Annotated in this window: 26 protein-coding genes; 12 read left to right on the forward strand and 14 right to left on the reverse strand. The window is 59.9% G+C overall.

Going from position 1 to position 24283, the window contains the following annotated elements; genetic code table 11:
- Positions 1-10: 10 nt before the first annotated feature.
- From C7534_RS09705 to C7534_RS09725, 5 genes are all read right to left on the reverse strand, one after another.
- Positions 11-802, reverse strand: coding sequence for a hypothetical protein (locus tag C7534_RS09705; RefSeq protein WP_046029726.1), 792 nt, complete (start codon positions 800-802; stop codon positions 11-13).
- Positions 803-978: 176 nt separating this feature from the next.
- Positions 979-1704 carry a tRNA (guanosine(46)-N7)-methyltransferase TrmB gene (trmB, locus tag C7534_RS09710; RefSeq protein WP_046029724.1) on the reverse strand — a complete coding sequence of 242 codons (726 nt, stop codon included), beginning with the start codon at positions 1702-1704 and terminating at the stop codon, positions 979-981.
- Between the two features lie 9 nt (positions 1705-1713).
- Positions 1714-2508: a thiazole synthase gene (locus C7534_RS09715; protein ID WP_109785632.1), complete on the reverse strand. Its 795-nt coding sequence runs from the start codon at positions 2506-2508 to the stop codon at positions 1714-1716.
- Between the two features lie 62 nt (positions 2509-2570).
- Positions 2571-2771: a sulfur carrier protein ThiS gene (gene thiS / locus C7534_RS09720; protein ID WP_175648963.1), complete on the reverse strand. Its 201-nt coding sequence runs from the start codon at positions 2769-2771 to the stop codon at positions 2571-2573.
- 90 nt (positions 2772-2861) lie between these two features.
- Complete coding sequence (locus C7534_RS09725; RefSeq protein WP_046029720.1) at positions 2862-3233, reverse strand: DUF423 domain-containing protein; 372 nt, start codon at positions 3231-3233, stop codon at positions 2862-2864.
- 74 nt (positions 3234-3307) lie between these two features.
- Between C7534_RS09725 and mtgA the strand changes: the two genes are divergently transcribed.
- On the forward strand, positions 3308-4030 hold the full coding sequence (gene mtgA / locus C7534_RS09730; protein ID WP_109785633.1) for a monofunctional biosynthetic peptidoglycan transglycosylase: 723 nt from the start codon (positions 3308-3310) through the stop codon (positions 4028-4030).
- Between the two features lie 84 nt (positions 4031-4114).
- Here the strand turns inward: mtgA and rpoH are convergent, their stop codons facing one another.
- The 4 genes from rpoH to ftsY form a co-directional block, all read right to left on the reverse strand.
- A complete protein-coding gene (rpoH, locus tag C7534_RS09735; protein ID WP_007897890.1) occupies positions 4115-4969 on the reverse strand; it encodes an RNA polymerase sigma factor RpoH in 855 nt (284 codons plus the stop codon).
- A 112-nt stretch (positions 4970-5081) separates the two neighbouring features.
- A complete protein-coding gene (gene ftsX / locus C7534_RS09740; protein ID WP_046029714.1) occupies positions 5082-6104 on the reverse strand; it encodes a permease-like cell division protein FtsX in 1023 nt (340 codons plus the stop codon).
- Complete coding sequence (gene ftsE / locus C7534_RS09745) at positions 6101-6772, reverse strand: cell division ATP-binding protein FtsE (RefSeq protein ID WP_008026149.1); 672 nt, start codon at positions 6770-6772, stop codon at positions 6101-6103. Before ftsE ends, ftsX begins: the two co-directional genes overlap by 4 nt.
- Positions 6769-8289: a signal recognition particle-docking protein FtsY gene (gene ftsY, locus C7534_RS09750; RefSeq protein ID WP_109785634.1), complete on the reverse strand. Its 1521-nt coding sequence runs from the start codon at positions 8287-8289 to the stop codon at positions 6769-6771. The genes ftsE and ftsY overlap by 4 nt, the downstream gene beginning before the upstream one ends.
- A gap of 344 nt (positions 8290-8633) precedes the next feature.
- Here ftsY and C7534_RS09760 point away from each other — a divergent pair, with 344 nt between their 5' ends.
- From C7534_RS09760 to C7534_RS09780, 5 genes are read left to right on the forward strand one after another with little or no spacing between them, the layout of a single operon-like run.
- Positions 8634-9989: a M16 family metallopeptidase gene (locus C7534_RS09760; protein WP_109785635.1), complete on the forward strand. Its 1356-nt coding sequence runs from the start codon at positions 8634-8636 to the stop codon at positions 9987-9989.
- Entirely contained in the window at positions 9982-11472 is a 1491-nt protein-coding gene (locus tag C7534_RS09765) for a M16 family metallopeptidase (protein WP_109785636.1), read from the forward strand. The genes C7534_RS09760 and C7534_RS09765 overlap by 8 nt, the downstream gene beginning before the upstream one ends.
- Entirely contained in the window at positions 11472-12083 is a 612-nt protein-coding gene (gene rsmD, locus C7534_RS09770) for a 16S rRNA (guanine(966)-N(2))-methyltransferase RsmD (RefSeq protein ID WP_046029702.1), read from the forward strand. Before C7534_RS09765 ends, rsmD begins: the two co-directional genes overlap by 1 nt.
- Before the next feature lie 55 nt (positions 12084-12138).
- Positions 12139-13137 (forward strand): hydrolase, encoded by a 999-nt coding sequence (locus C7534_RS09775; RefSeq protein WP_109785637.1) that lies wholly within the window; start codon positions 12139-12141, stop codon positions 13135-13137.
- Between the two features lie 3 nt (positions 13138-13140).
- Positions 13141-13980, forward strand: coding sequence for an AraC family transcriptional regulator (locus tag C7534_RS09780; protein ID WP_109785638.1), 840 nt, complete (start codon positions 13141-13143; stop codon positions 13978-13980).
- Positions 13981-14090: 110 nt separating this feature from the next.
- Here the strand turns inward: C7534_RS09780 and C7534_RS09785 are convergent, their stop codons facing one another.
- Positions 14091-14945, reverse strand: a complete 855-nt coding sequence (locus C7534_RS09785; RefSeq protein ID WP_109785639.1) for a sulfurtransferase — start codon at positions 14943-14945, stop codon at positions 14091-14093.
- A 35-nt stretch (positions 14946-14980) separates the two neighbouring features.
- A complete protein-coding gene (locus C7534_RS09790; RefSeq protein ID WP_046029693.1) occupies positions 14981-15649 on the reverse strand; it encodes a TetR/AcrR family transcriptional regulator in 669 nt (222 codons plus the stop codon).
- Between the two features lie 165 nt (positions 15650-15814).
- On the opposite strand from C7534_RS09790, the gene C7534_RS09795 reads away from it, so the two are divergent.
- The 5 genes from C7534_RS09795 to C7534_RS09815 all read left to right on the forward strand — a co-directional run bounded on the left by C7534_RS09795 (position 15815) and on the right by C7534_RS09815 (position 20412).
- Positions 15815-17245 (forward strand): coniferyl aldehyde dehydrogenase, encoded by a 1431-nt coding sequence (locus C7534_RS09795; protein ID WP_109785640.1) that lies wholly within the window; start codon positions 15815-15817, stop codon positions 17243-17245.
- A 28-nt stretch (positions 17246-17273) separates the two neighbouring features.
- Positions 17274-17819: a twin-arginine translocation pathway signal protein gene (locus tag C7534_RS09800; RefSeq protein WP_109785641.1), complete on the forward strand. Its 546-nt coding sequence runs from the start codon at positions 17274-17276 to the stop codon at positions 17817-17819.
- Between the two features lie 48 nt (positions 17820-17867).
- Positions 17868-19463 (forward strand): GMC family oxidoreductase, encoded by a 1596-nt coding sequence (locus C7534_RS09805; RefSeq protein WP_077431099.1) that lies wholly within the window; start codon positions 17868-17870, stop codon positions 19461-19463.
- A 115-nt stretch (positions 19464-19578) separates the two neighbouring features.
- Positions 19579-20058: a pantetheine-phosphate adenylyltransferase gene (gene coaD, locus C7534_RS09810; RefSeq protein WP_007945531.1), complete on the forward strand. Its 480-nt coding sequence runs from the start codon at positions 19579-19581 to the stop codon at positions 20056-20058.
- A gap of 102 nt (positions 20059-20160) precedes the next feature.
- A complete protein-coding gene (locus C7534_RS09815) occupies positions 20161-20412 on the forward strand; it encodes a YfhL family 4Fe-4S dicluster ferredoxin (protein WP_003195146.1) in 252 nt (83 codons plus the stop codon).
- Positions 20413-20551: 139 nt separating this feature from the next.
- Here C7534_RS09815 and C7534_RS09820 read toward each other — a convergent pair whose 3' ends face one another.
- The 3 genes from C7534_RS09820 to C7534_RS09830 are packed head-to-tail and all read right to left on the reverse strand — an operon-like array spanning position 20552 to position 22586.
- Positions 20552-20875 (reverse strand): multidrug transporter, encoded by a 324-nt coding sequence (locus tag C7534_RS09820; RefSeq protein ID WP_109785642.1) that lies wholly within the window; start codon positions 20873-20875, stop codon positions 20552-20554.
- 54 nt (positions 20876-20929) lie between these two features.
- The gene (gene mutM / locus C7534_RS09825; protein ID WP_109785643.1) at positions 20930-21742 is read right to left on the reverse strand and encodes a bifunctional DNA-formamidopyrimidine glycosylase/DNA-(apurinic or apyrimidinic site) lyase; all 813 of its coding nucleotides are present in this window, start codon (positions 21740-21742) and stop codon (positions 20930-20932) included.
- 28 nt (positions 21743-21770) lie between these two features.
- Positions 21771-22586: an HDOD domain-containing protein gene (locus tag C7534_RS09830; RefSeq protein WP_177412231.1), complete on the reverse strand. Its 816-nt coding sequence runs from the start codon at positions 22584-22586 to the stop codon at positions 21771-21773.
- Between the two features lie 230 nt (positions 22587-22816).
- Between C7534_RS09830 and C7534_RS09835 the strand changes: the two genes are divergently transcribed.
- Positions 22817-24013, forward strand: coding sequence for a class I SAM-dependent rRNA methyltransferase (locus tag C7534_RS09835; RefSeq protein WP_007945535.1), 1197 nt, complete (start codon positions 22817-22819; stop codon positions 24011-24013).
- The last annotated feature ends 270 nt before the right edge of the window (positions 24014-24283 follow it).

A 24283-nucleotide genomic window follows, 5' to 3' on the forward strand; every position in this document is an offset into this window, starting at 1 on the left:
TCAACGCCTTCTATTTAGCCTCTGCCGCCATGACTGCGTTGCGCATCATGGCGCTCAGCCCCAGAAAGTCTTTGCAGCCCAATGCCTCGGCTTTATCCAGATAGACAATATTCTGGCTATCGGGACGGTCATTTTTGTTCACGCGTGTCAGCGCCAGAATGTAATTGGCCTCGGCGCGATATTGCGCTTCTGTCAGCAGCAACGCGGCGGCGCGGGCCTGCATAGCCTCCATGATGCCTTGCTGGGGCAATGGTGCATTCACGTCCTGGAAACATAGGGAACGCGTGGCCATCAACGGATAGCCGCCGCCCTTTATGTCGGGTTTCTGAAGCAACTGCTCCAGTGTTTGCAAGTATTTCAGGTGATCGGCGTTGTGCAGATCAAACCTTTCGTATGCCCGATCGCACACGTTGTAATAGCCAATGGCGGCTGCCAACAAGCCTTGGTCCATGGCTTTTTGGTAAAGGCCGCAGGCCTCTTTCGGCGACTGCCCGGAATACATCGGATTGCTTTGCAGGTTAGCCAGAAAGTACGTCGCGAGCGTGTGCCCGCCATCAGATGCGCGCTTGAGATTATCTGCGAGTACTTCGAGGGTACTTTCTGCATTCTCCAACTGCTCGGGCCTGTTGGTCAGATCGAGCTGTCCTGCCGCCTCCAGCCTGATTATTTCATCGGCGTTACGCTGCAGATCCGCGGCCGCTTTCTGGGCGCGCGCAAAATACTCATCGGGGGTTACGGCGGGGCCGCAGGCTGTCGAGGCCAACAGGCTCAAAAGCAACGTGCAGGCGAAGAGGGCTTTCAAACCTGTCTTCCTTTACAAGTGGGGGCGTAGAGTTGTCGGCGGATCGCCACTGAACTTGAACACCACACACAACGACGGTGGGAGCCACCCGGTTTGCGAAGGCCTGACAATCAACGAAGTGTTGAATGTCATGAAGCTTTCGCGAGCAGGCTCGCACACAGTTTGTTGCGTAAGGCTTAGGACTGTTTCTCGAACTTCAGGTCCCACACGCCGTGCCCAAGCCGTTCGCCGCGGCGTTCGAACTTGGTGATCGGACGCTCGGCCGGGCGCGGAACGCACTTGCCGTCTTCGGCGAGGTTGCGATAACCCGGCGCGACGTTCATCACTTCCAGCATGTACTCGGCGTACGGCTCCCAATCGGTAGCCATGTGCAGCACACCGCCCACCTTCAGCTTGCTGCGTACCAGTTCAGCGAACGAAGCCTGAACGATACGACGCTTGTGGTGACGGCTCTTGTGCCACGGGTCCGGGAAAAACAGCATCAGGCGATCGAGGCTGTTGTCGGCGATGCAGCGATTGAGCACTTCAATCGCGTCGCAATCGTAGACCCGCAGGTTGGTCAGGCCCTGAGTCAGCACGCCATTGAGCAGCGCACCCACACCCGGACGGTGAACTTCCACGCCAATGAAATCCTGCTCCGGCGAGGCAGCAGCCATTTCCAGCAGCGAATGGCCCATGCCGAAACCGATTTCCAGCGAGCGCGGCGCCGAACGGCCGAACACTTGATCGAAGTCCACCGGCGCATCGGCCAACGGCAAGACAAACAGCGGCGTGCCCTGCTCCAGGCCTTTTTGCTGGCCTTCGGTCATGCGCCCGGCGCGCATCACAAAACTCTTGATGCGGCGGTGTTGGCGCTCTTCGCCTTCTTCCGTCTGGATTGGCGTGTCGTTTGATTCAGTCATCAATGGCTCTTACTTGATCAGACCATCCAGCGGCGAGGAGGCGCTGGCATAGAGTTTTTTCGGCATGCGGCCGGCGAGGTAGGCCAAACGACCTGCAACGATGGCGTGTTTCATGGCTTCAGCCATCATGACCGGCTGCTGGGCATGGGCGATGGCCGAGTTCATCAGCACGGCTTCGCAACCCAGTTCCATGGCGATGGTGGCGTCGGACGCGGTACCGACACCGGCATCCACCAGCACCGGGATCTTGGCTTCTTCGAGGATGATCTGCAGGTTGTACGGGTTGCAGATCCCAAGGCCTGTGCCGATCAGGCCGGCCAGCGGCATGACCGCGATGCAGCCGATTTCCGCCAATTGACGGGCGATGATCGGGTCATCGCTGGTGTACACCATCACGTCGAAGCCTTCCTTGACCAGCACTTCGGCGGCCTTGAGGGTTTCGATCACGTTGGGGAACAGGGTTTTCTGGTCCGCCAGCACCTCCAGCTTCACCAGATTGTGCCCGCCAAGCAGTTCACGAGCCAGGCGGCAGGTGCGCACGGCCTCGACAGCGTCGAAGCAACCGGCGGTGTTCGGCAGGAAGGTGTAGCGATCCGGCGACAGGACATCGAGCAGGTTCGGCTCGCCTTCGTTCTGGCCCAGATTGGTGCGGCGCACGGCGAAGGTGACGATTTCGGCACCCGAGGCTTCGATAGCCTGGCGGGTTTCTTCCATGTCACGGTACTTGCCAGTACCGACCAGCAAACGCGACTGGTAAGTACGACCGGCCAGGACGAAAGGCTTGTCGCTACGAACGATGCTCATGGGAAATCCTCTGTAGGGGTGAGGTTCTTGCAGAATTCTTGCCCTTTCGGACTGGGCGCAGACTAGCCGCCGCCGATGGCGTGAACGACTTCGACGCTGTCGCCGTCGTTCAGTGCAGTGCCGGCATGCTGACTGCGCGGGACGATATCCAGATTGAGTTCGACCGCTACCCGGCGTCCGGTCAGTTCCAGACGGGTCAGCAGGGCCGCAACGGTTTCACCGTCGGGCAGTTCAAGGGATTCGCCGTTCAACTGAATGCGCATACCGAATGCCGTCATCATTTTTAGGGGCTGGCATTCTAGCCCGATCAGTCTTGGTGACCCAAGCCATTCGTCATGAAATGGACCACCCGGTCAGCTCAACCGCCAGGCGGCAAGCCCCAGGCACGCCCAGCCCACCAGGAATGCGAGCCCGCCGAAGGGCGTAATGATTCCGAGCTTGCTGACACCGGTCAGGGTAAGCAGGTACAGGCTGCCGGAAAACAGCAGGATACCGATGGCAAACGACGCGCCCGCCCAGGTGATCAGTCGCCCCTGAATTTGCGTAGCCAGTAACGCAATGCCTAGCAACGCCAGGGTGTGCACCAATTGGTAAGTGACGCCGGTGTGGAATATCGCCAGATACTCGGGGGTCAGACGGTTTTTCAAGCCGTGGGCGGCGAACGCGCCCAAGGCAACGCCGGTGAAGCCGAAGAAAGCGGCCAGCATCAGAAAGCCACGCAGCATTAAGAACTCCAGTCAGACTCGATCAACAGGGTCTGTATAATGGCCCGCTCAACGGGTTCGGCCAAGCCATCTCTATGCTGCGTATCTATTTCCGTCGTTTCACGAAGGCCGTGCTCTGGTTCATGGGCGGCAGCGTATTGCTGGTGTTGATCTTCCGCGTGGTCCCGCCACCGGGGACTGCGCTGATGGTCGAGCGCAAGATCGAATCCTGGTTCGACGGCGAGCCCATTGACCTGCAACGCACCTGGAAGCCGTGGGATGAAATCTCCGACGACCTTAAAGTCGCGGTGATTGCCGGCGAAGACCAAAAATTCCCGGAACACTGGGGGTTTGATCTCGGTGCGATTCAGGCAGCACTGGCTCACAACGAACTCGGTGGCTCGATTCGAGGCGCCAGCACCTTGAGCCAGCAAGTCTCGAAGAATCTGTTTCTCTGGTCCGGCCGTAGCTGGCTGCGCAAAGGCCTGGAAGCCTGGTTTACCGGATTGATCGAGGTGTTGTGGCCCAAGCAGCGGATTCTTGAGGTGTACCTCAACAGTGTGGAATGGGATGACGGGGTATTTGGCGCAGAGGCGGCAGCCAGACACCACTTTGGTGTGAGCGCCAAAGGCCTCAGTCGCCAACAATCGAGCTTGTTGGCCGCCGTACTGCCAAACCCGCGTGTCTGGAGTGCAAGCCATCCCACCTCTTATGTGGCGCGGCGAGCCGGCTGGATTCGCAAACAGATGAGTCAGCTGGGTGGCGACAGTTATCTGGTGGGTCTCAATGATTCGCGCCGAGCGCCTTGGGCCGAATAGCACCGGCTCCCACAGGGTTCAGCAGGCCACAAACAAAAACGCCCCGATCAATGATCGGGGCGTTTTTTATTGCCTTCGCGCCGGTTATGCCGCAATCGACAACTTGAGCTTGTTCATCGCGCTCTTCTCGAGCTGACGGATACGCTCGGCCGACACGTTGTACTTCTGCGCCAGGTCGTGCAGCGTGGCTTTTTCTTCCGCCAGCCAGCGCTGGTAGAGGATGTCGCGGCTGCGGTCGTCCAGCACTTCCAGCGCTTCGTGCAGGTTGTGGTTGGAGTTGTCGCTCCAATCGGCATCTTCCAGTTGACGGGCCGGGTCGTACCGGTGGTCTTCCAGGTAGTTGGCCGGCGACTGGAAAGCGCTGTCGTCGTCCGCTTCCGCGGCCGGGTCGAAGGCCATGTCATGGCCGGTCAGGCGACTTTCCATCTCGCGCACTTCCCGAGGCTCTACACCGAGGCTTTCCGCCACCCGATGGACTTCCTCGTTGTTCAGCCACGCCAGGCGCTTCTTCTGGCTGCGCAGGTTGAAGAACAACTTGCGCTGGGCCTTGGTGGTCGCGACTTTCACAATGCGCCAGTTGCGCAGGATGAACTCGTGGATTTCCGCCTTGATCCAGTGCACAGCAAACGAAACCAGACGCACACCCATTTCCGGGTTGAAGCGCTTGACCGCCTTCATCAGCCCGACGTTGCCTTCCTGGATCAGGTCAGCCTGAGCCAGACCGTAGCCGGAATAGCTACGGGCGATATGTACGACAAAACGCAGGTGGGCGAGCACCATCTGCCGAGCCGCCCCCAAATCCTGCTCATAATAGAGACTCTCGGCCAGTTCACGCTCCTGCTCCGGCGTCAGCAATGGAATGCTGTTGACGGTGTGCACATAGGCCTCCAGGTTCGCACCCGGGACCAGAGCATATGCAGGTTGCAAAGAATTGGTCATACGAAAAAACCTCCCACTTACAAACTCGTGCAGTTCAGCACTGCGAAAATTGACCGGAAACCGAAAAACAAGTTCCCATAAACGCTGAAAGGTCAATACGAGCAAAATGATACTACTTAGGCGCAAGCTCCCTCAGGTGGCGTGCGACTGCAATCCATGCACCGATATACCCCAACAGCACCGCGCCAAGCAAGAGAGACAGACCGTCGGCAACTGGCACTCCGGCCAGCGCGAAATCACTGCCGTATAAACCGGCCAGCCCTACCACCGCGTCGTTGAGCCAGTTCAGGCCAAACGCCAGTACGCCCCAAGACAGAATCCCCGCACCGAAGCCATAAAGCGCACCCATATATAGAAAGGGCCTGCGCACATAGCTGTCAGTGCCGCCGACGAGTTTAATCACTTCTATCTCTGTGCGGCGGTTTTCAATATGAAGACGAATGGTATTGCCTATCACCAAAAGTAATGCAGAAACCAGCAGCACGGTCAGACCAAAGACAAAACGATCGCCCAGCTTGAGGATCGCGGCCAGACGCTCGACCCAGACTAGATCAAGTTGTGCCTGTTGTACCTTCGGCAACTCGGAAAGTTTTTGTCGTAATGCTTCAAGCGCCGGCTTGTCGACTTCCTTCGGAGTGACCAGAACCACGCCGGGTAGCGGGTTTTCCGGCAATTCCTTCAGCGCCTCACCCAAGCCAGATTGCTGCTGAAACTCTTCCAGCGCCTGGTCGCGCCCCACGTACTCGGCATCAGCGACACCGGGCATCCCCTTGATTTGCTCGCGCAGCGATTCGCCCTGCTCAGGGCTGGCTTCCAGTTGCAGGTACAGGGAAATCTGCGCTGCACGCTGCCAGGACCCGCCCAGACGCTCGACGTTACTTAGCAAAAGTGACAGGCCCATGGGCAGGCTCAGCGCAACGGCCATCACCAGGCAAGTGAAAAAGCTGCCGATCGGCTGTTTGCCCAAACGACGCAAGCTGTCCAGCAGGCTGGCGCGATGGCTTTCGACCCAGGCCCGAAACAACGTCGGGAAATCCGGACCGTCGTCATCGTCGTGTTTTTTCTTCTGCGGTTGCGGTTCGGCAGCCTTCGGGGCTACACGTTCGGAAACTTTAGGGCTGCGTGTCGCACTCATTCGCCCGCCTCCCCATCGCCAATCAATCGGCCACGTTGCAGTGTGAGCATGCGGTGACGCATACGAGCGATCAGCGCCAGGTCGTGGCTGGCAATCAGCACACTGGTGCCCAAACGATTGATGTCTTCAAATACGCCCATGATTTCGGCAGCCAGGCGCGGGTCGAGGTTACCCGTCGGTTCGTCCGCCAGCAGCAAGGCCGGGCGATGAACGATGGCGCGGGCAATGCCGACGCGCTGTTGCTGCCCCGTCGACAGGTCGCCCGGGTACAAATCGGTCTTGTCCGAGAGCGCCACGCGCTCCAGGGCCGAATCCACGCGCTTGGCGATCTCGGCTTTGGACAGCCCGAGGATTTGCAATGGCAGTGCGACGTTGTTGAACACCGTGCGATCGAACAACAACTGGTGATTCTGGAACACCACGCCGATCTGTCGACGCAGGTAAGGAATCTGCGCATTGCTGATGGTGCCCAGGTCCTGGCCGGCCAACAGCAACTTGCCGGTGGTCGGACGCTCCATGGCCAGCAACAGGCGCAACAAGGTGCTTTTACCGGCGCCGGAATGGCCGGTTACAAACAAAAACTCGCCCCGACGGACTCGAAAGCTCAGCTCATGCAAGCCGACGTGTCCGTTCGGGTAGCGTTTACCGACCTGTTCGAAACGAATCATGAACGCTCCCGCTCGGCAAACAATGCCTGGACAAAGGGTTCAGCTTCAAAGGTACGCAAATCGTCGATGCCCTCACCGACGCCGATGTAGCGGATCGGCAGGCCGAACTGCTTGGCCAGGGCAAAAATCACCCCGCCCTTGGCGGTGCCATCGAGCTTGGTCAGCGCCAGGCCGGTCAGTTCGACGGTCTGGTTGAATTGTTTGGCCTGGTTGATAGCGTTCTGACCCGTACCGGCATCAAGCACCAACAGCACTTCGTGCGGCGCATCGGCATCGAGCTTGCTAATGACCCGGCGGACTTTCTTCAGCTCTTCCATCAAGTTGTCTTTGGTGTGCAATCGACCGGCGGTGTCGGCGATCAGCACGTCAATGCCACGGGCCTTGGCGGCCTGTACGGCATCGAAGATAACCGAAGCCGAGTCGGCACCGGTGTGCTGGGCGATGACCGGGATTTTGTTGCGCTCGCCCCAGACCTGCAACTGCTCGACCGCTGCCGCGCGGAAGGTGTCACCGGCGGCGAGCATGACTTTCTTGCCTTCGAGTTGCAGCTTCTTCGCCAGTTTGCCGATGGTGGTGGTCTTGCCGGCGCCGTTGACGCCTACCACCAGAATGACGAACGGCTTGTTCTGCGAGGTGATTTTCAGCGGCTGCTCGACCGGCTTGAGCATGGCGGCAAGCTCAGCCTGCAAGGATTTGTACAGTGCATCTGAATCGGCCAGCTCTTTGCGCGCAACCTTTTGGGTCAGGCGCTGGATGATCACGGAAGTGGCTTCGACGCCAACGTCGGCGGTCAGCAGACGGGTTTCGAGATCTTCCAGCAGCTCGTCATCGATGACCTTTTTGCCCAGAAACAAACTGGCCATGCCTTCGCCGATACTGGCGCTGGTCTTGGACAGACCCTGCTTGAGACGGGCGAAGAAGCCGGCTTTGGTTTCTTCTGTACGCGGCGGTTCGACAGGTGTTTCGACGACAGCGGCGACCGGTGCTGGCGCCTGCACAACCGGAGCAACCGGAGCAACCGGAGCAACCGGAGCAACCGGAGCAACCGGAGCAACGAAAGCAGGAATCACCGGCTCTGCAACAACCGGTTCAGGCTCGGCCACGACGGCTGGCGCGACGACCGGCTCAACCACCGAAACCTGAACGGGAGCAGGTGCAAACGCAGTCGGCGCGGGAATCGGCGGCGTAATGTGCGGCGCCAACTCATCTTCAACCAATGCCACCGGTTCCTCGGCCACCGGCAGCGTCAGCCAGGGTTCGGCAATCGGTGTCAGGGGCGCTTGGGTGACAACTTCAGCGACGAGATCGGGCTCGACCACCGGTTGCAGCACCGGTTCGGCGACGGGCAACACGATCGGCGCGAGTGTTTCTTCTATAACCGGCGCCGGCGTGGGCTCAGGAAGTGGTTGTGGCTGTTCGACGACGGGTTCCTGCGGCTTTTTGCGCAGCCATCCGAACAGGCTTTTCTTCTCGCCAGCCGCAGCTGGGGCTTTCTTGTCGTCGTTGGAACCAAACATGGAGGACGGCTATCTCACGGTAGCGACGCGCCAATGGCGCCCCGGCAAATAAATATTCGATGCAGAACAGACTGCGATTGACCCAGCTTGTTCACGCGCAACATTTTGTCGGGGTGCAAATCGCACCCCAAAGGTCGACTAATTCGAAGGACTGGAACGGCATCGTCGGCGAAAACGCAGAGTTTAGCTGACAAACTCAACGCTCGAGCCGAAAACCCAAACAACCTGCAGACCGATCAAAGGCCTGATAGGCGTGGCCGCCAGTAAAACGGACCGTTATCCTAGCACCCTCTCGCCCGCTGACGCTAAGACCAAGCGGGCAGCCCAACAGGTTTAAAAAACGAATGAATGCTCTAGCCCGCCGCGCTGCAGGCCTGCTGCTCAGCACAGTTTGTCTGCCACTGTCAGCCTTGGCTGCCGATCCACAACCCACCCACGAATTCACGCTCGACAACGGTCTGAAGGTGATCGTGCGCGAGGACCATCGTGCGCCGGTGGTGGTTTCCCAGATCTGGTACAAGGTCGGTTCCAGCTACGAAACACCGGGCCAGACCGGTCTGTCCCATGCCCTCGAACACATGATGTTCAAAGGCAGCGAGAAAATCGGCCCCGGCGAAGCTTCGTTGATCCTGCGCGACCTGGGCGCCGAAGAGAACGCGTTCACCAGCGACGATTTCACCGCGTACTACCAAGTGTTGGCCCGCGACCGCCTGGGCGTAGCCTTTGAACTGGAAGCGGACCGCATGGCCAGCCTGCGCCTGCCGTCTGACGAGTTCGCCCGGGAAATCGAAGTCATTAAAGAAGAACGTCGCCTGCGTACCGACGACAAGCCCATGTCCAAAGCCTACGAGCGCTTCAAGGCCATGGCTTACCCCGCCAGCGGTTACCACACGCCGACCATCGGCTGGATGGCTGACCTGGATCGCATGAAAGTCGAAGAACTGCGCCACTGGTACCAGTCCTGGTACGCCCCGAACAACGCCACGCTGGTGGTCGTCGGTGACGTGACTCCGGACGAGGTCAAAGCCCTGGCCCAGCGCTACTTTGGCCCGATCGCCAAGCGCGACGTGCCGCCGGCGAAAATCCCGCTGGAACTGGCCGAGCCGGGTGAACGCCTGATCACCCTGCATGTGCAAACCCAACTGCCGAGCCTGATGCTGGGCTTCAACGTACCGAGCATCGCTACCGCCGAAGACAAGCGTTCGGTGAACGCCTTGCGCCTGATCGCGGCCCTGCTCGATGGCGGCTACAGCGGTCGCATCCCGACCCAACTGGAACGCGGCGAAGAGCTGGTGTCCGGCGGTTCGTCGAGTTACGACGCCTACACGCGCGGCGACAGCCTGTTCACCTTGTCGGCCAGCCCCAACTCGCAAAAAAAGAAAACCATCGCCCAGGCCGAAGCCGGTCTGTGGAAGCTGCTGGAACAGCTGAAAACCACTGCGCCGTCCGCTGAAGAGCTGGAGCGCGTGCGGGCTCAGGTGATTGCCGGCCTGGTCTACGAACGTGATTCGATCACCAGCCAGGCCACGTCCATCGGTCAACTGGAAACCGTCGGCCTGTCATGGAAGTTGATGGACACCGAACTGGCCGACCTGGAAAGCGTAACGCCAGAAGACATCCAGAAAGCCGCCAAGCTGTATTTCACCCGCGAACGTCTCAGCGTCGCCCATGTCCTGCCACTGGAGACGACTCATGAGTGAGCGTAAAAAACCACGCCTGGCCCTGATCGGCCTGATCGCTGTCACCCTGATCGGCTCCGCGGCCTTCTACCTGAGCAGAAGCGGCGATTCCAAGGCCAGCGAAGCCCTGGACAAAGCCAAGTCCAGCCAGAAGTTGCAATCGCTGACTGAACTCGATGGCAAGGCACCGAGCCACCGCTCACTCGACGTCCAGACCTGGAACACCGCCGAAGGCGCCAAGGTGTTGTTCGTCGAAGCTCGCGAGCTGCCGATGTTCGACTTGCGCCTGATCTTCGCCGCCGGCAGCAGCCAGGACGGCAATGCACCGGGCCTGGCCCTGCTGACCAACGCGATGCTCAACGAAGGGATAGCCGGGAAAGATGTCGGCGCCATTGCGCAAGGCTTCGAAGGCCTGGGGGCGGACTTTGGCAACGGGGCGTTCAAAGACATGGCACTCGCGTCCTTGCGCAGCCTCAGTGCCAAGGACAAGCGCGAACCGGCACTGAAGCTGTTCGCTGAAGTGGTCGGCAAACCCACCTTCCCCGCCGGTTCCTTCGCACGCATCAAGAATCAGATGCTGGCCGGCTTCGAGTATCAGAAACAAAACCCCGGCAAACTGGCGAGTCTGGAGCTGATGAACCGCTTGTACGGTGAACATCCTTACGCGCACGCCAGTGACGGCACGGCGAAAACCGTTCCCGCCATCACGCAGGCTCAGCTGAAGGCGTTCCATGAGAAAGCCTACGCAGCGGGCAACGTGGTGATTGCGCTGGTGGGCGACCTGTCTCGCGCCGAGGCCGAAGCGATTGCCGCGCAAGTCTCCAGCGCGCTGCCAAAAGGCCCGGCACTTGCGAAAATCGCGCAGCCCGAAGAACCCAAAGCCAGCATTGGTCACATCGAGTTCCCGTCCAAGCAAACCAACCTGATGCTCGCGCAACTGGGCATCGACCGTGACGACCCGGACTACGCCGCTCTGTCGTTAGGCAACCAGATCCTTGGCGGCGGTGGTTTCGGCACCCGACTGATGAGCGAAGTCCGCGAGAAGCGTGGCCTGGCCTACGGCGTGTACTCGGGTTTCACCCCGATGCAGGCGCGCGGCCCGTTCATGATCAACCTGCAAACTCGCGCCGAGATGAGCGAAGGCACGCTGAAGCTGGTACAAGACGTGCTGGCCGACTACCTTAAAACCGGCCCGACCCAGAAAGAACTCGATGACGCCAAGCGTGAACTGGCCGGCAGCTTTCCGCTGTCCACCGCCAGCAACGCCGATATCGTCGGCCAGTTGGGCGCCATGGGGTTCTACAACCTGCCGCTCAGTTATCTGGATGATTTCATGCGTCAGTCCCAGAGCCTGACCATCGAACAGGTCAAGACTGCACTGAACAAACACCTGAGCACGGACAAAATGGTCATCGTCAGCGCTGGCCCGACCGTGCCACAAAAGCCGTTACCGGCCCCATCTGATAAACCTGCCGAGCAACCGCTCGGGGTTCCGGAGCATTAATGGCCACGCGTCCAAAAAAACCTGTTCATAACGTCCATAACGGCGTGAACCAACTGCGCATCATCGGGGGCGAATGGGGCAGCCGCAAACTGAGCTTCCCGGATGCCCCAGGCCTGCGTCCGACCCCGGACCGGGTGCGTGAAACCCTGTTCAACTGGCTCGCGCCTTATGTCCCGGGCGCCAAGGTGCTGGACCCGTTCGCCGGCAGCGGCGCACTGTTTCTAGAAGCCCTGTCCCGTGGCGCGGCCATGGGCCAGGCGCTGGACGCCAGCAACATTGCGGTTTCCAGCATCAAGGAACACTTGGGCACACTGCGCTGCACCACCGGCCACGTTCAGACTGCCGATGCCCTGCGCTATCTGGAAACCCAGACAGCGACTGCGTACGACCTGGTCTTCCTCGACCCGCCGTTCAACCAGGACCTGCTGCCTTCCGTTTGCACGCTGCTGGAAGAGCGTCAGTGGTTGGCCAACGAAGCCTGGATCTACACTGAAAGCGAAAACGCGCCGTCGTCCCTCGGTTTGCCAGGCAACTGGCGCCTGCACCGTGAACAGAAATCCGGGCGGGTCTACTACGCGTTGTGGCAACGTATGGCAGAGATCGCCGGTTAATCGACCGGCCTGAAAAGGTGCGCACACGTTGCGCACCGCTGCATCGAGAGTGATCGTGTCCCATCCGCCAGAACGCTTTACCCCCGCCTTGGGCCTGGGCAACCCGCACTTGCAAACCTTGTGGGGACCGCTTTGGCGCAAAACCACGCATATTGAACGCGAGCGTGAGCGCTTGTGGCTCGAAGACGGCGACTTCCTCGACCTCGACTGGCACGGCCCTCACAGCGCGACATCACCTTTGGTGCTGGTGTTGCACGGCCTGACGGGCTCATCGAACTCACCGTATGTGGCCGGCGTGCAAAAGGCACTCGCCACCCAAGGCTGGGCCAGTGTCGCGCTGAACTGGCGTGGCTGTTCCGGCGAGCCGAATCTGTTGGCGCGCAGCTACCATTCGGGTGCCAGTGAAGACCTCGCCGAAACCATCAGGCACCTGCGGGCCAAACGTCCGTTGGCGCCGCTGTACGCGGTCGGCTACTCCCTGGGCGGTAATGTCCTGCTTAAACATTTGGGCGAGTCCGGCAGTGACAGCGGCGTGGTCGGCGCAGTGGCGGTCTCGGTGCCGTTCCGTCTCGACCAATGTGCAGATCGCATCGGCCAGGGCTTTTCCAAGGTTTATCAGGCGCACTTCATGCGCGAAATGCTCGCCTACATCAAAAACAAACAGCGCCAGTTCCAGCATGACGGGCGCGAGGATGGCCTGGCGACGCTGGCCGCGTTGGGTTCGCTGGAGAACATGCGCACCTTCTGGGATTTCGATGGCCGGGTCACGGCGCCCTTGAACGGGTATATCGATGCCGAGGATTACTATCGCCGCGCCTCGAGCCGCTATTTCCTTGGGGAAATTCGCACACCGACCCTGATTATTCAGGCGGCCGACGATCCCTTTGTTTTCCCCCACAGCCTGCCCCACGCCGACGAACTGTCGGCCTGCACACTGCTCGAATTACAGGCCAAGGGCGGGCATGTTGGTTTCGTGGATGGTTCGTTCAGACAACCGGGTTATTACCTGGAACGGCGCATCCCGCAGTGGCTGGCCGCCGTGGGGCGCGAATAGGTCATGGACGCCGATCAGGGCGAGTCGATCCGCTTCTGGCAAACCGCGCCGCTGGCCGGGGTCGAGTTGTTGTCCGCGCGCTACATTGAGCACCGCTTCGCACCCCATGTGCATGAGGGTTATGTGATCGGCATGATCATGGCCGGCGCCCAGCGTTATCGCTATCGCGGAGCCGAACACCTGGCCGGCAGTGGCACGCTGGTATTGATCAACCCGGATGAACTGCACACCGGCCACAAAGGCACGGAGGATGGCTGGTTGTACCGGGCGTTTTATCCGGACAGTAGCCAGTTACTTTCGTTGCTGGCGGAGCTGGAATTGCCGACCCACCACTTGCCGGCATTCGGCGCCACGCTGTATCGCGACCCGGACCTGGTGAAGGGTTTCTGCCAGCTGCATTGTCTGCTGGAAAGTCCATCCACGGCCCTGCAACAGCAAACCGTCTGGCGAGAAATGATGCTGTTATTGCTGCAACGACACGCGGCCGTGCCGATTGCCGGCAAACCCGGCAATGAGCATCGAGCGGTGACGCGGGCCAAGGATTTGCTGCATTCGCAGTTGGCGGCACCACCGTCACTGGAGGAATTGGCGGCGGCGGTGAACCTTTCACCGTTTCACTTTGCCCGGGTGTTCCGCCGAGCCACCGGCATGCCGCCGCACACCTGGCTGATGCAACAACGCATCGCCCGGGCCAGGGCACTGTTACAAAACGGGTGTTTGCCGCTGGAAGTGGCCACGCAATTGGGATTTGCCGACCAGAGTCATCTGAGCCGGCAGTTCAAGCAGGTTTATGGGGTGGGGCCGGGGGCGTATCGCAGTGCCCGGCAATCGCTCGGGAAATGAGCATTACTGTCGGAGTGAGCCTGCTCGCGATAGCGGTGGGTCAGTCGACATCGATGCTGACTGTCACACCGCTATCGCGAGCAGGCTCGCTCCACAGGGTAAGGTTGCGTTTATTCGCCGGTAGCAACGCCCCGCGCAGGATCGTTGATCCACTCGCTCCACGATCCGGCATACAACGTCCCCAACGGATAACCCGCCAGGCACAGCGCAAACAGGTTGTGGCACGCCGTTACGCCTGAACCGCAGTACGCCACCAGATCGTTCGGCGAGCGATCGGCAAGTTTTGCGGCAAAACGCTGCTTGAGCTGATCCGCCGGCAGGAATCGCCCATCGGCGCCAAGGTTGTCGGTAAAGGCTGCACATTGCGCACCCGGAATATGCCCGGCAATCGGATCGATAGGCTCAACTTCGCCTTTGAAACGCGGCAAGCCACGGGCATCCAGCAAGGTCAGCGCAGGCTGGCCGAGACGTTGCAGAAGTTGTTGCGCATTCAGGGTCAACGCGTTGTCCGGCACACCGGTGAAGGTGCCCCGCTTGCTCTCGCACGCATCCAGGCTCAGCGGCAACCCCGCCGCGTGCCAGGCCTTGAGCCCGCCATCCAGAATGAACACGCCATCACGCTTGCCCAGCCATGCCAGCAACCACCAGGCCCGTGCTGCGTAGGCACCCGGACCGTCATCATACAAAACCACTTCACTGTCAGCGTTGATGCCCCAGGCTTGCAGGCGTTCGATCAAGTCTTCAGGTTTGGGCAAGGGATGACGCCCGGTGACCCCCTTGACCACAACACCACTCAAATCACCTTCCAGATCGGCAAAGCTCGACCCGGCGATGTGCCCTTCGGCATAGCTACGCTGGCCATAGTCCGGGTCTTCGAGGGCAAAACGACAATCCAGAATCACCAGCCCCGACTGCTCCTTTTTCAGGTCCAGTGCTTGCGGGCTGATCAGTTGCGCAATGGGCATAACGGGCTCCAGTGATTAAGTCGAATTGAGTCTTACTACACTTCTTCCAGTGCCTGGGCCAACGGCACATAAAACTCTTCGCAGAGTGCATTGACCGCGTCGCGGGATTGATCCGTGACAAACCCGGCCTCAAGCACCAGCACCTGATACACACCCCGTTTGATGGCCTGCTCGCTCAGGTGGTTGGAATTCTCCCGCGTGGTGCACAGGAACCGCACCCAGGACGTCAGGATGATCCACGCATTGAGCGTCAGAGACTCAATCTGAACCTTGTCCATTTGCAGGATGCCGGCCTCGACGAAGGCCGCGTAGATGTGCGTGCCATGAATCAGGCAGCGCTGGGAAAACCGTCGGTATCGGGCCGCCAGTTCGGGATCGCTGTCGAGCAAGTGCTCGAGGTCGCGATGCAAAAACCGGTAGCGCCACATGGCCGCCAGCAGCTCCTGAAGGTAGAAGCGCTTGTCCTCGACCGTAGACGCGCGCCCCTGAGGGGGGCGCAGGAAGCTGTCCACCAGGCTTTCGTACTCACTGAACAACACGGCGATGATCGCCTGCTTGTTGGGGAAGTGGTAGTACAGGTTGCCCGGTGAAATTTCCATGTGGGCGGCAATGTGGTTGGTGCTGATGCTGCGCTCACCCTGCTGATTGAACAGCTCCAGGCTGTTCTGCACGATGCGCTCGCTGGTTTTGATCCGAGGGGCCATGGCTTGAGCTTTAATTCAGAGTGCGATGACGGGCATCTTACGACCTATCCGCAAGCGGATGAAACAACCCCGCGCAAGATGTCATTTGACTTTATAGAGCATAGACTCTAAAAAGTGCCTCACTACAATAAAAAGTGCCTCACTACAATAAATCCGGAGCCGATCATGACTGCTGACATCGCCTACCTCCAGAGTTTGAATCAGCCTCTGGAAGAAATGCAGGCACTGTTCGACGCGCAACGCGCAGCTTACGCCGCCAACCCGATGCCGCCTGCTGCCCAGCGCCAGCAATGGCTGAAGGCCCTGCGCGATCTGTTGAGCAGCGAACGTCAGGCCTTGATCGAGGCCATCAGCCAGGATTTCAGCCACCGCAGCGCTGACGAAACCCTGCTCGCTGAACTGATGCCCAGCCTTCACGGCATCCATTACGCCAGCCAGCACCTCAAGGGCTGGATGAAGGCCTCGCGACGTAAAGTGGGCATCGCTTTCCAGCCGGCGGCGGCCAAAGTGGTGTACCAACCGCTGGGCGTGGTGGGTGTGATCGTGCCCTGGAACTACCCGTTGTACCTGGCCATCGGTCCATTGGTAGGCGCGCTGTCGGCCGGTAACCGAGTGATGCTCAAACTCAGCGAATCAACCCCCGCCACCGGTGCACTGCTCAAGGAACTGTTCGCCCGGATCTTCCCTCAGGACCTGGTCTGCGTGGTGCTGGGCGAAGCCGATGTCGGCGTCGCATTCTCCCGCCTGCGTTTCGATCACCTGCTGTTCACCGGTGCCACCAGCATCGGCAAACACGTGATGCGTGCGGCGGCCGAGAACCTCACCCCGGTCACCTTGGAACTCGGCGGCAAGTCCCCGGCCATCGTGTCCCACGACGTGCCCCTCAAAGACGCCGCCGAACGCATCGCCTTCGGCAAAACCCTGAACGCCGGGCAAACCTGCGTGGCCCCGGACTACGTACTGGTGCCGGAAGACCGCGTGGGTGGGTTTGTCGAAGCCTATCGCCAGGTGGTTCGCGGTTTTTATCCGACACTGGCTGACAACCCGGACTACACCGCCATCATCAACGAGCGGCAACTGGCGCGCCTCAACGGCTACGTCAGCGATGCCACCAGCAAAGGTGCGCTGCTGATCCCGCTGTTCGATCAAGGTCAGGGCCGTCGCATGAGCCACAGCCTGCTGCTCAATGTCACCGACGACATGACGGTGATGCAGGACGAAATCTTCGGCCCGCTGCTGCCGATCGTGCCGTACAAGCATCTGGACGAGGCGTTTGCCTACATCAACCAACGCCCTCGCCCACTGGCGCTGTACTACTTCGGCTACGACAAGCGTGAACAAAACCGTGTGCTCCACGAAACCCATTCCGGCGGGGTTTGCCTCAATGACACCCTGCTCCATGTCGCCCAAGACGACATGCCGTTTGGCGGTATCGGCGCTTCGGGCATGGGCCATTACCACGGCCACGAAGGCTTCCTGACCTTCAGCAAGGCCAAAGGTGTACTGATCAAGCAGCGGTTCAACGCGGCAAAACTGATCTACCCGCCGTACGGAAAGTCCATTCAAAAACTGATCCAGAAACTGTTCATCCGCTAACGATCGCCACCACCGGGTAAAAACAATAATGAGCCCAAGCCTGACCGATACACCCGCGCTGTCACGGCGCGGCCTGCTGAAATTCAGCCTCGGCGCCACCGCCTTTCTCGCCACCGCCGGACTGGGTGCGAGCCTCAGCGGCTGCTCGTCGAGTGTTGCGGCGAACGGCTTCGTGATCCTGCGCAGCGGCGATCTGCTGTTTTTGCGCGCACTGATCCCGGTGATGCTCGAGGGCAGCGTCGCCGCCGGGAAGATGCCGGCATCGGTCGACGAGACCTTGCACTGCCTGGATAACGCCTTGAATCACCTGTCGCCGGAAATGCTCAAGCTGACCCAGCAATTGTTCGATGTGCTGGGAATGACGGTGACGCGCGGCCCGCTGACCGGCATCTGGGGCAGCTGGGAAAACGCCAGCAGCGAAGAGATCCGGCATTTTCTTGATCGCTGGGAAAACAGCTCGTTGAGCTTGTTGCGCATGGGGCATAGCTCATTGCTGCAACTGGTGATGATGGCGTGGTACAGCCGGGCGGAGTCGTGGGTGCATTGCGGATATCCCGGGCCGCCTGCCGTTTGAGACCGAGGCGCCTCACCACCAAAAACAAAATAAAAAGAGAACTTGAAGATGCCCGTACCCGATCCGTTCCGAGAAGGCCTGTCCCGTGGCTGGAAAACCTACAATGGCTCGCAACTGACCCAAGACCTGACCCTCGAAGCGGATGTGGCGATCATCGGCAGCGGTGCCGGCGGTGGTACCACGGCTGAAATCCTCAGTGCGGCCGGCTACAAAGTGCTGCTGATCGAAGAAGGCCCGCTCAAGACCAGCAGCGACTTCAAGATGCTCGAAGACCAGGCCTACACCAGCCTCTATCAGGAAGGCATCGGGCGCATGAGCAAGGATGGCGCGATCACCATCCTCCAGGGCCGGGCCGTGGGCGGCACCACGCTGATCAACTGGACGTCGAGCTTTCGCACGCCGACCCCGACGCTCGAACACTGGGCCAAGGAGCACGATGTCAAAGGCCACTCCCCCGCCGAAATGGCGCCGTGGTTCGAGAAAATGGAACAACGCCTCGGTGTCGCACCGTGGAGGGTGCCGCCCAACGCCAACAACGATGTGATCCGCAAAGGCTGTGAAAAACTCGGTTACAGCTGGCACGTCATTCCGCGCAACGTGCGTGGCTGCTGGAACCTGGGCTATTGCGGCATGGGCTGCCCGACCAACGCCAAGCAATCGATGCTGGTCACGACCATTCCCGCCACGCTGGAAAAAGGTGGTGAGCTGTTGTACCTGGCCCGCGCGCAACAGCTGTCGATCAAGGATGGCAAAGTCACCGGCTTGCAATGCGTAGCGATGGATGACCGTTGCGTTGCGCCGACCGGACGCACGATCACGGTCAAGGCGCGGCATTACGTATTGGCCGGCGGCGGCATCAACAGCCCGGCGCTGCTCCTGCGTTCCGACGCGCCCGATCCCCATAAACGCCTGGGCAAAAGAACGTTTTTGCATTTGGTGAACATGTCCGCCGCCTTGTTCGACGAGGTGGTCAACCCGTTCTACGGCGCGCCCCAGTCGATCTATTCCGACCATTTCCAATGGCAGGACGGCACCACCGGCAAGATGTCCTACAAACTTGAAGTCCCGCCGCTGCACCCGGCGCTGGCGACGACCCTGCTTGGTGGTTTCGGCACGGAAAACGCCCAGCACATGGAGCACCTGCCCCATACCCATGCGATGTTGGCGCTGTTGCGCGACGGTTTTCATCCAGAGAGCACCGGCGGTAGCGTCGAGCTGCGCGGCGACAATACGCCGGTGCTCGACTATCAGGTCTCGCCCTATGCCTGGGAGGGCCTGCGCCGAGCCTTTCACAGCATGGCCGAGATCCAGTTTGCCGGCGGCGCCAGTGCGGTCATGCCCATGCACGCCGACGCTCGCTACGTGAAAACCCTGGCTGAAGCACGCACGCTGATCGATGGCTTGAGCCTTGAGCTCTATCGCACACGCCTGGGCAGTGCCCATGTGATGGGCGGTTGCGCGATGGGCGAAGACCCGAAAAACGCCGTGACCGACAGCCTTGGCCGTCATCATCAGCTGAGCAATCTGTCGATCCATGATGGCTCACTGTTTCCCACCAGCATTGGTGCGAACCCGCAATTGTCGGTCTATGGGCTGACAGCGCAATTGGCCACTTCGCTGGCCGAACGTTTGAAAAACCCATAAGAATGGAGAATATTCGTATCGTCTATAGTGCTTTCTTACCCAACAGGCGACTTGGCCGACCGGGAAGGCTGCGATACCATCCGACTCCCCAACGGACTCCCGCCAGGACGACGCGATGAACCGAGTGTTGTACCCAGGTACCTTCGACCCTATTACCAAGGGCCATGGCGACTTGGTCGAACGCGCCGCGCGCCTGTTCGATCATGTCATCATTGCCGTCGCCGCCAGCCCGAAGAAAAACCCGTTGTTTCCTCTGGAGCAACGTGTGGAGCTGGCCCGCGAGGTCACAAAACACCTGCCGAACGTTGAAGTCGTCGGCTTCTCGACGCTGCTCGCGCACTTCGCCAAAGAGAAGAACGCCAACGTGTTCCTGCGTGGCTTGCGCGCGGTGTCGGACTTTGAATACGAATTCCAGCTGGCCAACATGAACCGCCAGCTGGCGCCGGATGTAGAAAGCCTGTTTCTTACACCGTCCGAGCGTTATTCGTTCATTTCCTCGACGCTGGTCCGTGAAATCGCAGCGCTTGGCGGCGATATCACCAAGTTCGTCCACCCTGCGGTGGCGGACGCCCTCACCGAGCGCTTCAAGAAGTAACGACCGCTGAATCGGCGCCTGCGTGCACTGCGGGCGCCAATGCGGCACAATTGTGCGCATTGGTTTATTGCGCCCGGGCCTGTCGCCCTGGCTGGAGTTAGCATGTCCCTGATCATCACCGACGATTGCATCAACTGCGACGTCTGCGAACCCGAGTGCCCGAACGCCGCTATTTCCCAAGGCGAAGAGATCTACGTGATCGACCCGAACCTGTGCACACAGTGCGTCGGCCACTACGACGAACCTCAGTGCCAGCAAGTGTGCCCGGTGGATTGCATTCCACTGGACGAAGCGCACCCGGAGACAGAAGAGCAACTGATGGAGAAGTACCGGAAAATTACTGGCAAGGCTTGAGATTTTTTCTGCCTGCCATGCCGCCATCGCGAGCAAGCTCGGTTCCTACAGTTGATCGCGTGAACTTGTAGGAGCCGAGCTTGCTCCGGGCGGCGTTCCGACGATGAGGCCATCAGCCACACCAAAGATATAACTGCCTTCATTCCTGCTGCTCAAACCCCTCCCCGATACACCCCAGGCATCGCACGAATGCGGCTTTCGCCGGATCAACGACCAACGCCTGTCCCGCATCGCCCACCCCGCCACCCAGCGCGGTAAACGGCAAAGACACCACAAACACGCCCGCACCGATCACCGTCGCGACGACCAACAAAGGTCGGGCAATCAGCAAATCACCGATCATGGCGTACGCCGGAGGATTGTGGATGGTGTAGAGCGGATCGCCACTGCCACTGCTGGACGCCAGCGCTGAGGTACTCACGCTCAACAGCAAAACAACGGCAAGGGTTCGAAAAAGACTCATGGCACGGTCCTTATGCGAGGCAGTGAGAACACTGACTATAGACCGTGGGGTTTTTCAGCTCTGACAGCGTGGGCAAAAGACGCTGGCGCGCTGGCCGAGCTTCACATCCCGCAGTTCTGTACCGCAGACCTTGCAGGGCTCATGGCCTCGACCGTACACAAACAGTTCCTGCTGGAAGTAACCCGGCTGACCGTCACCCCCGATGAAGTCGCGCAGGGTGGTGCCGCCACGCTCGATGGCCGCGGCGAGGATGCGTTTGATCTCGATCGCCAGTTTCAAATATCGCGCCCGGGAGATGCTTTTGGCTTCGCGGCGCGGATCGATGCCGGCGGCGAACAGCGCTTCAGTCGCGTAGATATTGCCGACACCCACCACCACTGCGTTATCCATGATGAACGGCTTGACCGCTATGGATCGCCCGCGCGACTGCTGGAACAGGCGTTCGCCGTCGAACAGGTCGGTCAACGGCTCCGGCCCCAGGCGAATCAACAATTCGTGGTTAAGCGGGTCGAGGCTCCAGAGCATTGCGCCAAACCGGCGCGGGTCGGTGTAACGCAGCGCCAGCCCGGACTCCAGCTCGATATCCACATGCTCGTGCTTGGCCGCCGGCAGTCCGGCTTCCACCAAGCGTAAATTCCCCGACATGCCCAAATGGCTGATCAGTGTGCCGACTTCGGCATTGATCAGCAGGTACTTGGCACGCCGTTCCACCAGCACGATGCGCTGCCCGGACAAGCGCACATCGAGGTCTTCGGGAATCGGCCAGCGCAAACGCCGGTCACGCACGATCACCCGGCAGACCCGCTGGCCTTCCAGGTACGGCGCAATCCCGCGGCGGGTGGTTTCGACTTCTGGCAGTTCAGGCATGGCGCACTCGAATCAGGCTATCCAACACTCAGCGGTGAGTGCCAAGGTCGCGAATCGTTTGCTTGAGCGTCTCGAAGTCGTAGTCCGAGAGGCCGACATAGTCGAGCACCAGATGCCCGATGCTGTTCCATTCGTGGTCTTCGGTCTGGTTGCCCAACACCCGGTAGGACGCACAAATGTGCTCGGCCATCTTCAGGATCGCCAGCAGATTCTTGAGCTGGGCATTGCGCGACGACTCATCGCTGAAGATCGCCAACGCGTTGTGGTGATTGGCGATAGCGGCGGTCACATGGTCCGGCAGACGCCAGGACTTGGCAGTGTAGTAGCCGACCACGGCGTGGTTGGTGTTGAACACCCGGTTCTCGGTGTCCACCACTCGGCACTCGGGGCCGGCATTGGCGTAAGCCTGTTCGAGCACGGTCATGTACTCAGGGAAACGCTGAAGCATCAACGGCACGCCACAATCGTGGAACAACCCCAGGGCATACGCTTCATCGCCGGCCTGCGCACCAATCCGCTTGGCCAGCGTCAGGCAGGTCATCGCCACGTCTTGAGCCGTGTCCCAGAAACGGTTCAAGGTAACGATGGTGTCGTCATTCATCTCACCCTTGATCGACTGCGCGTTGATCAGGTTGATGATTGAACGACTGCCCAGCAGGTTCACCGCACGCTGGATCGAGGTGATCTTGTTGCTCAAGCCGTAATACGGCGAGTTGACGATTTTCAACAAGGAGCCAGAGAGGCCCGGGTCCTGGGAGATCAGCTTCGCGATCACTTCCAGGTCCGGGTCGGGCATGTACTGCTCCATCTGCAAATCCACCATGATTTGCGGCTGGGCGGGCACGCTGATGCCTTGCAGGGACTGTTGAATCTGTTCGGTAGTCAGCTCTTGGGACATAAGTACACACTCTGGGCCAGGCGCAGATTCTAGCTTCTAAAAGTTGGATCCGACACCTTGGACGGTCCATCTGTTGAAGTTTCATCTTCAGCCGCGACCTTCACCGCATGTCCATCCGCCAAACCGTGGCCTTGCGCAACACGCTATACTCCCGCTCTTTTTTCCGGAGCGACGTCATGTCCCTGCCTAGCCTGCGCCTCAAAGCCAACGCCGACCGTCGCCTGCGCAACGGCCACTTGTGGGTCTACAGCAACGAAATCGATGTAGCCGCCACGCCTTTGCACGGTTTCAAGGCCGGCGATCAGGCGATCCTCGAAGCAGCCGGCGGCAAGCCGCTGGGCATCGTGGCCATGAGCCCGAACAACCTGATCTGCGCCCGCCTGCTGTCGCGTGACATCAAGTTGCCGCTGGACAAGTCGTTGCTCGTTCACCGTATCAACGTCGCCCTGTCGCTGCGCGATCGTCTGTTTGACAAGCCGTTCTATCGCCTCGTCTACGGCGACTCCGACCTGCTGCCAGGCCTGGTGGTCGACCGTTTTGGCGACATCCTCGTGGTGCAGATCGCCTCGGCGACCATGGAAGCTCATAAAGAAGACGTGATCGCCGCGTTGACCCAAGTGCTCAAGCCAAGCGGCATTCTGTTCAAGAACGACTCCGCTGCCCGTGATGCCGAAGGCCTCAACCGCTACGTCGAAACCGTGTTCGGTCTGGTGCCGGAGTGGGTGGCGCTGGAAGAAAACGGCGTGAAATTCGAAGCGCCGGTCATGCAAGGCCAGAAAACCGGCTGGTTCTACGACCACCGCATGAACCGCGCTCGCCTGGCCCCGTATGCCAAAGGCAAACGCGTGCTGGACCTCTACAGCTACATCGGCGGATGGGGCGTGCAAGCGGCCGCGTTCGGCGCCAGTGAAGTGTTCTGCGTCGATGCGTCAGCCTTCGCCCTCGACGGCGTCGAGCGCAACGCCGCGCTGAACGGTTTCGCCGACAAGATGACCTGCATTGAAGGCGACGTGTTCGAAGCCCTGAAAGAGTTGAAAGCCAGCGAAGAGCGTTTCGACGTGATCGTGGCCGACCCTCCGGCATTCATCAAGCGCAAGAAAGACATGAAAAATGGCGAAGGTGCCTATCGTCGCCTGAACGAGCAAGCCATGCGCCTGCTCAGCAAGGACGGCATCCTGGTGAGCGCTTCGTGCTCGATGCACCTGCCCGAAGACGACCTGCAAAACATCCTGCTGACCAGCGCCCGTCACCTGGACCGCAACATCCAGCTGCTGGAGCGTGGCGCTCAGGGTCCGGACCACCCGGTTCACCCGGCCATCGCCGAAACCCGCTACATCAAAAGCATCACCTGCCGCCTGCTGCCAAACAGCTGATAAGGCCGGTTTGACGGGGAACCACTCGGTTCCCCGTTCTATTATTCGATATTCAAACTTACAACTTCCTACACTTGCAATCCGTGCGACTTGCAGGACGTTTCTCTGTATTTTTTATTTCAGAGAATACGCCTTACAAAATCCCGCCTTACCCGTGACTGATCTGACAAAACTACTAGAACCTTCCTACTCAATCTCCCCTTGATAAGGACTGATTAACAACTATGATTAAGTTGTCACACAGAAGTGACACTCACTATCAATGACAAG

The organism is Pseudomonas sp. OV226, assembly GCF_003148705.1.
GTDB lineage: Bacteria > Pseudomonadota > Gammaproteobacteria > Pseudomonadales > Pseudomonadaceae > Aquipseudomonas.

What these genes read in the sequence shown, in the direction of transcription:
- trmB (WP_046029724.1), bottom strand. Translation starts at nt 1,704, where the DNA reads ATGACTGAATCAAACGACACGCCAATCCAGACGGAAGAAGGCGAAGAG.
- C7534_RS09715 (WP_109785632.1), bottom strand. Translation starts at nt 2,508, where the DNA reads ATGAGCATCGTTCGTAGCGACAAGCCTTTCGTCCTGGCCGGTCGTACT.
- thiS (WP_175648963.1), bottom strand. Translation starts at nt 2,771, where the DNA reads ATGCGCATTCAGTTGAACGGCGAATCCCTTGAACTGCCCGACGGTGAA.
- C7534_RS09725 (WP_046029720.1), bottom strand. Translation starts at nt 3,233, where the DNA reads ATGCTGCGTGGCTTTCTGATGCTGGCCGCTTTCTTCGGCTTCACCGGC.
- mtgA (WP_109785633.1), top strand. Translation starts at nt 3,308, where the DNA reads ATGCTGCGTATCTATTTCCGTCGTTTCACGAAGGCCGTGCTCTGGTTC.
- rpoH (WP_007897890.1), bottom strand. Translation starts at nt 4,969, where the DNA reads ATGACCAATTCTTTGCAACCTGCATATGCTCTGGTCCCGGGTGCGAAC.
- ftsX (WP_046029714.1), bottom strand. Translation starts at nt 6,104, where the DNA reads ATGAGTGCGACACGCAGCCCTAAAGTTTCCGAACGTGTAGCCCCGAAG.
- ftsE (WP_008026149.1), bottom strand. Translation starts at nt 6,772, where the DNA reads ATGATTCGTTTCGAACAGGTCGGTAAACGCTACCCGAACGGACACGTC.
- ftsY (WP_109785634.1), bottom strand. Translation starts at nt 8,289, where the DNA reads ATGTTTGGTTCCAACGACGACAAGAAAGCCCCAGCTGCGGCTGGCGAG.
- C7534_RS09760 (WP_109785635.1), top strand. Translation starts at nt 8,634, where the DNA reads ATGAATGCTCTAGCCCGCCGCGCTGCAGGCCTGCTGCTCAGCACAGTT.
- C7534_RS09765 (WP_109785636.1), top strand. Translation starts at nt 9,982, where the DNA reads ATGAGTGAGCGTAAAAAACCACGCCTGGCCCTGATCGGCCTGATCGCT.
- rsmD (WP_046029702.1), top strand. Translation starts at nt 11,472, where the DNA reads ATGGCCACGCGTCCAAAAAAACCTGTTCATAACGTCCATAACGGCGTG.
- C7534_RS09780 (WP_109785638.1), top strand. Translation starts at nt 13,141, where the DNA reads ATGGACGCCGATCAGGGCGAGTCGATCCGCTTCTGGCAAACCGCGCCG.
- C7534_RS09785 (WP_109785639.1), bottom strand. Translation starts at nt 14,945, where the DNA reads ATGCCCATTGCGCAACTGATCAGCCCGCAAGCACTGGACCTGAAAAAG.
- C7534_RS09790 (WP_046029693.1), bottom strand. Translation starts at nt 15,649, where the DNA reads ATGGCCCCTCGGATCAAAACCAGCGAGCGCATCGTGCAGAACAGCCTG.
- C7534_RS09795 (WP_109785640.1), top strand. Translation starts at nt 15,815, where the DNA reads ATGACTGCTGACATCGCCTACCTCCAGAGTTTGAATCAGCCTCTGGAA.
- C7534_RS09800 (WP_109785641.1), top strand. Translation starts at nt 17,274, where the DNA reads ATGAGCCCAAGCCTGACCGATACACCCGCGCTGTCACGGCGCGGCCTG.
- C7534_RS09805 (WP_077431099.1), top strand. Translation starts at nt 17,868, where the DNA reads ATGCCCGTACCCGATCCGTTCCGAGAAGGCCTGTCCCGTGGCTGGAAA.
- coaD (WP_007945531.1), top strand. Translation starts at nt 19,579, where the DNA reads ATGAACCGAGTGTTGTACCCAGGTACCTTCGACCCTATTACCAAGGGC.
- C7534_RS09815 (WP_003195146.1), top strand. Translation starts at nt 20,161, where the DNA reads ATGTCCCTGATCATCACCGACGATTGCATCAACTGCGACGTCTGCGAA.
- C7534_RS09820 (WP_109785642.1), bottom strand. Translation starts at nt 20,875, where the DNA reads ATGAGTCTTTTTCGAACCCTTGCCGTTGTTTTGCTGTTGAGCGTGAGT.
- mutM (WP_109785643.1), bottom strand. Translation starts at nt 21,742, where the DNA reads ATGCCTGAACTGCCAGAAGTCGAAACCACCCGCCGCGGGATTGCGCCG.
- C7534_RS09835 (WP_007945535.1), top strand. Translation starts at nt 22,817, where the DNA reads ATGTCCCTGCCTAGCCTGCGCCTCAAAGCCAACGCCGACCGTCGCCTG.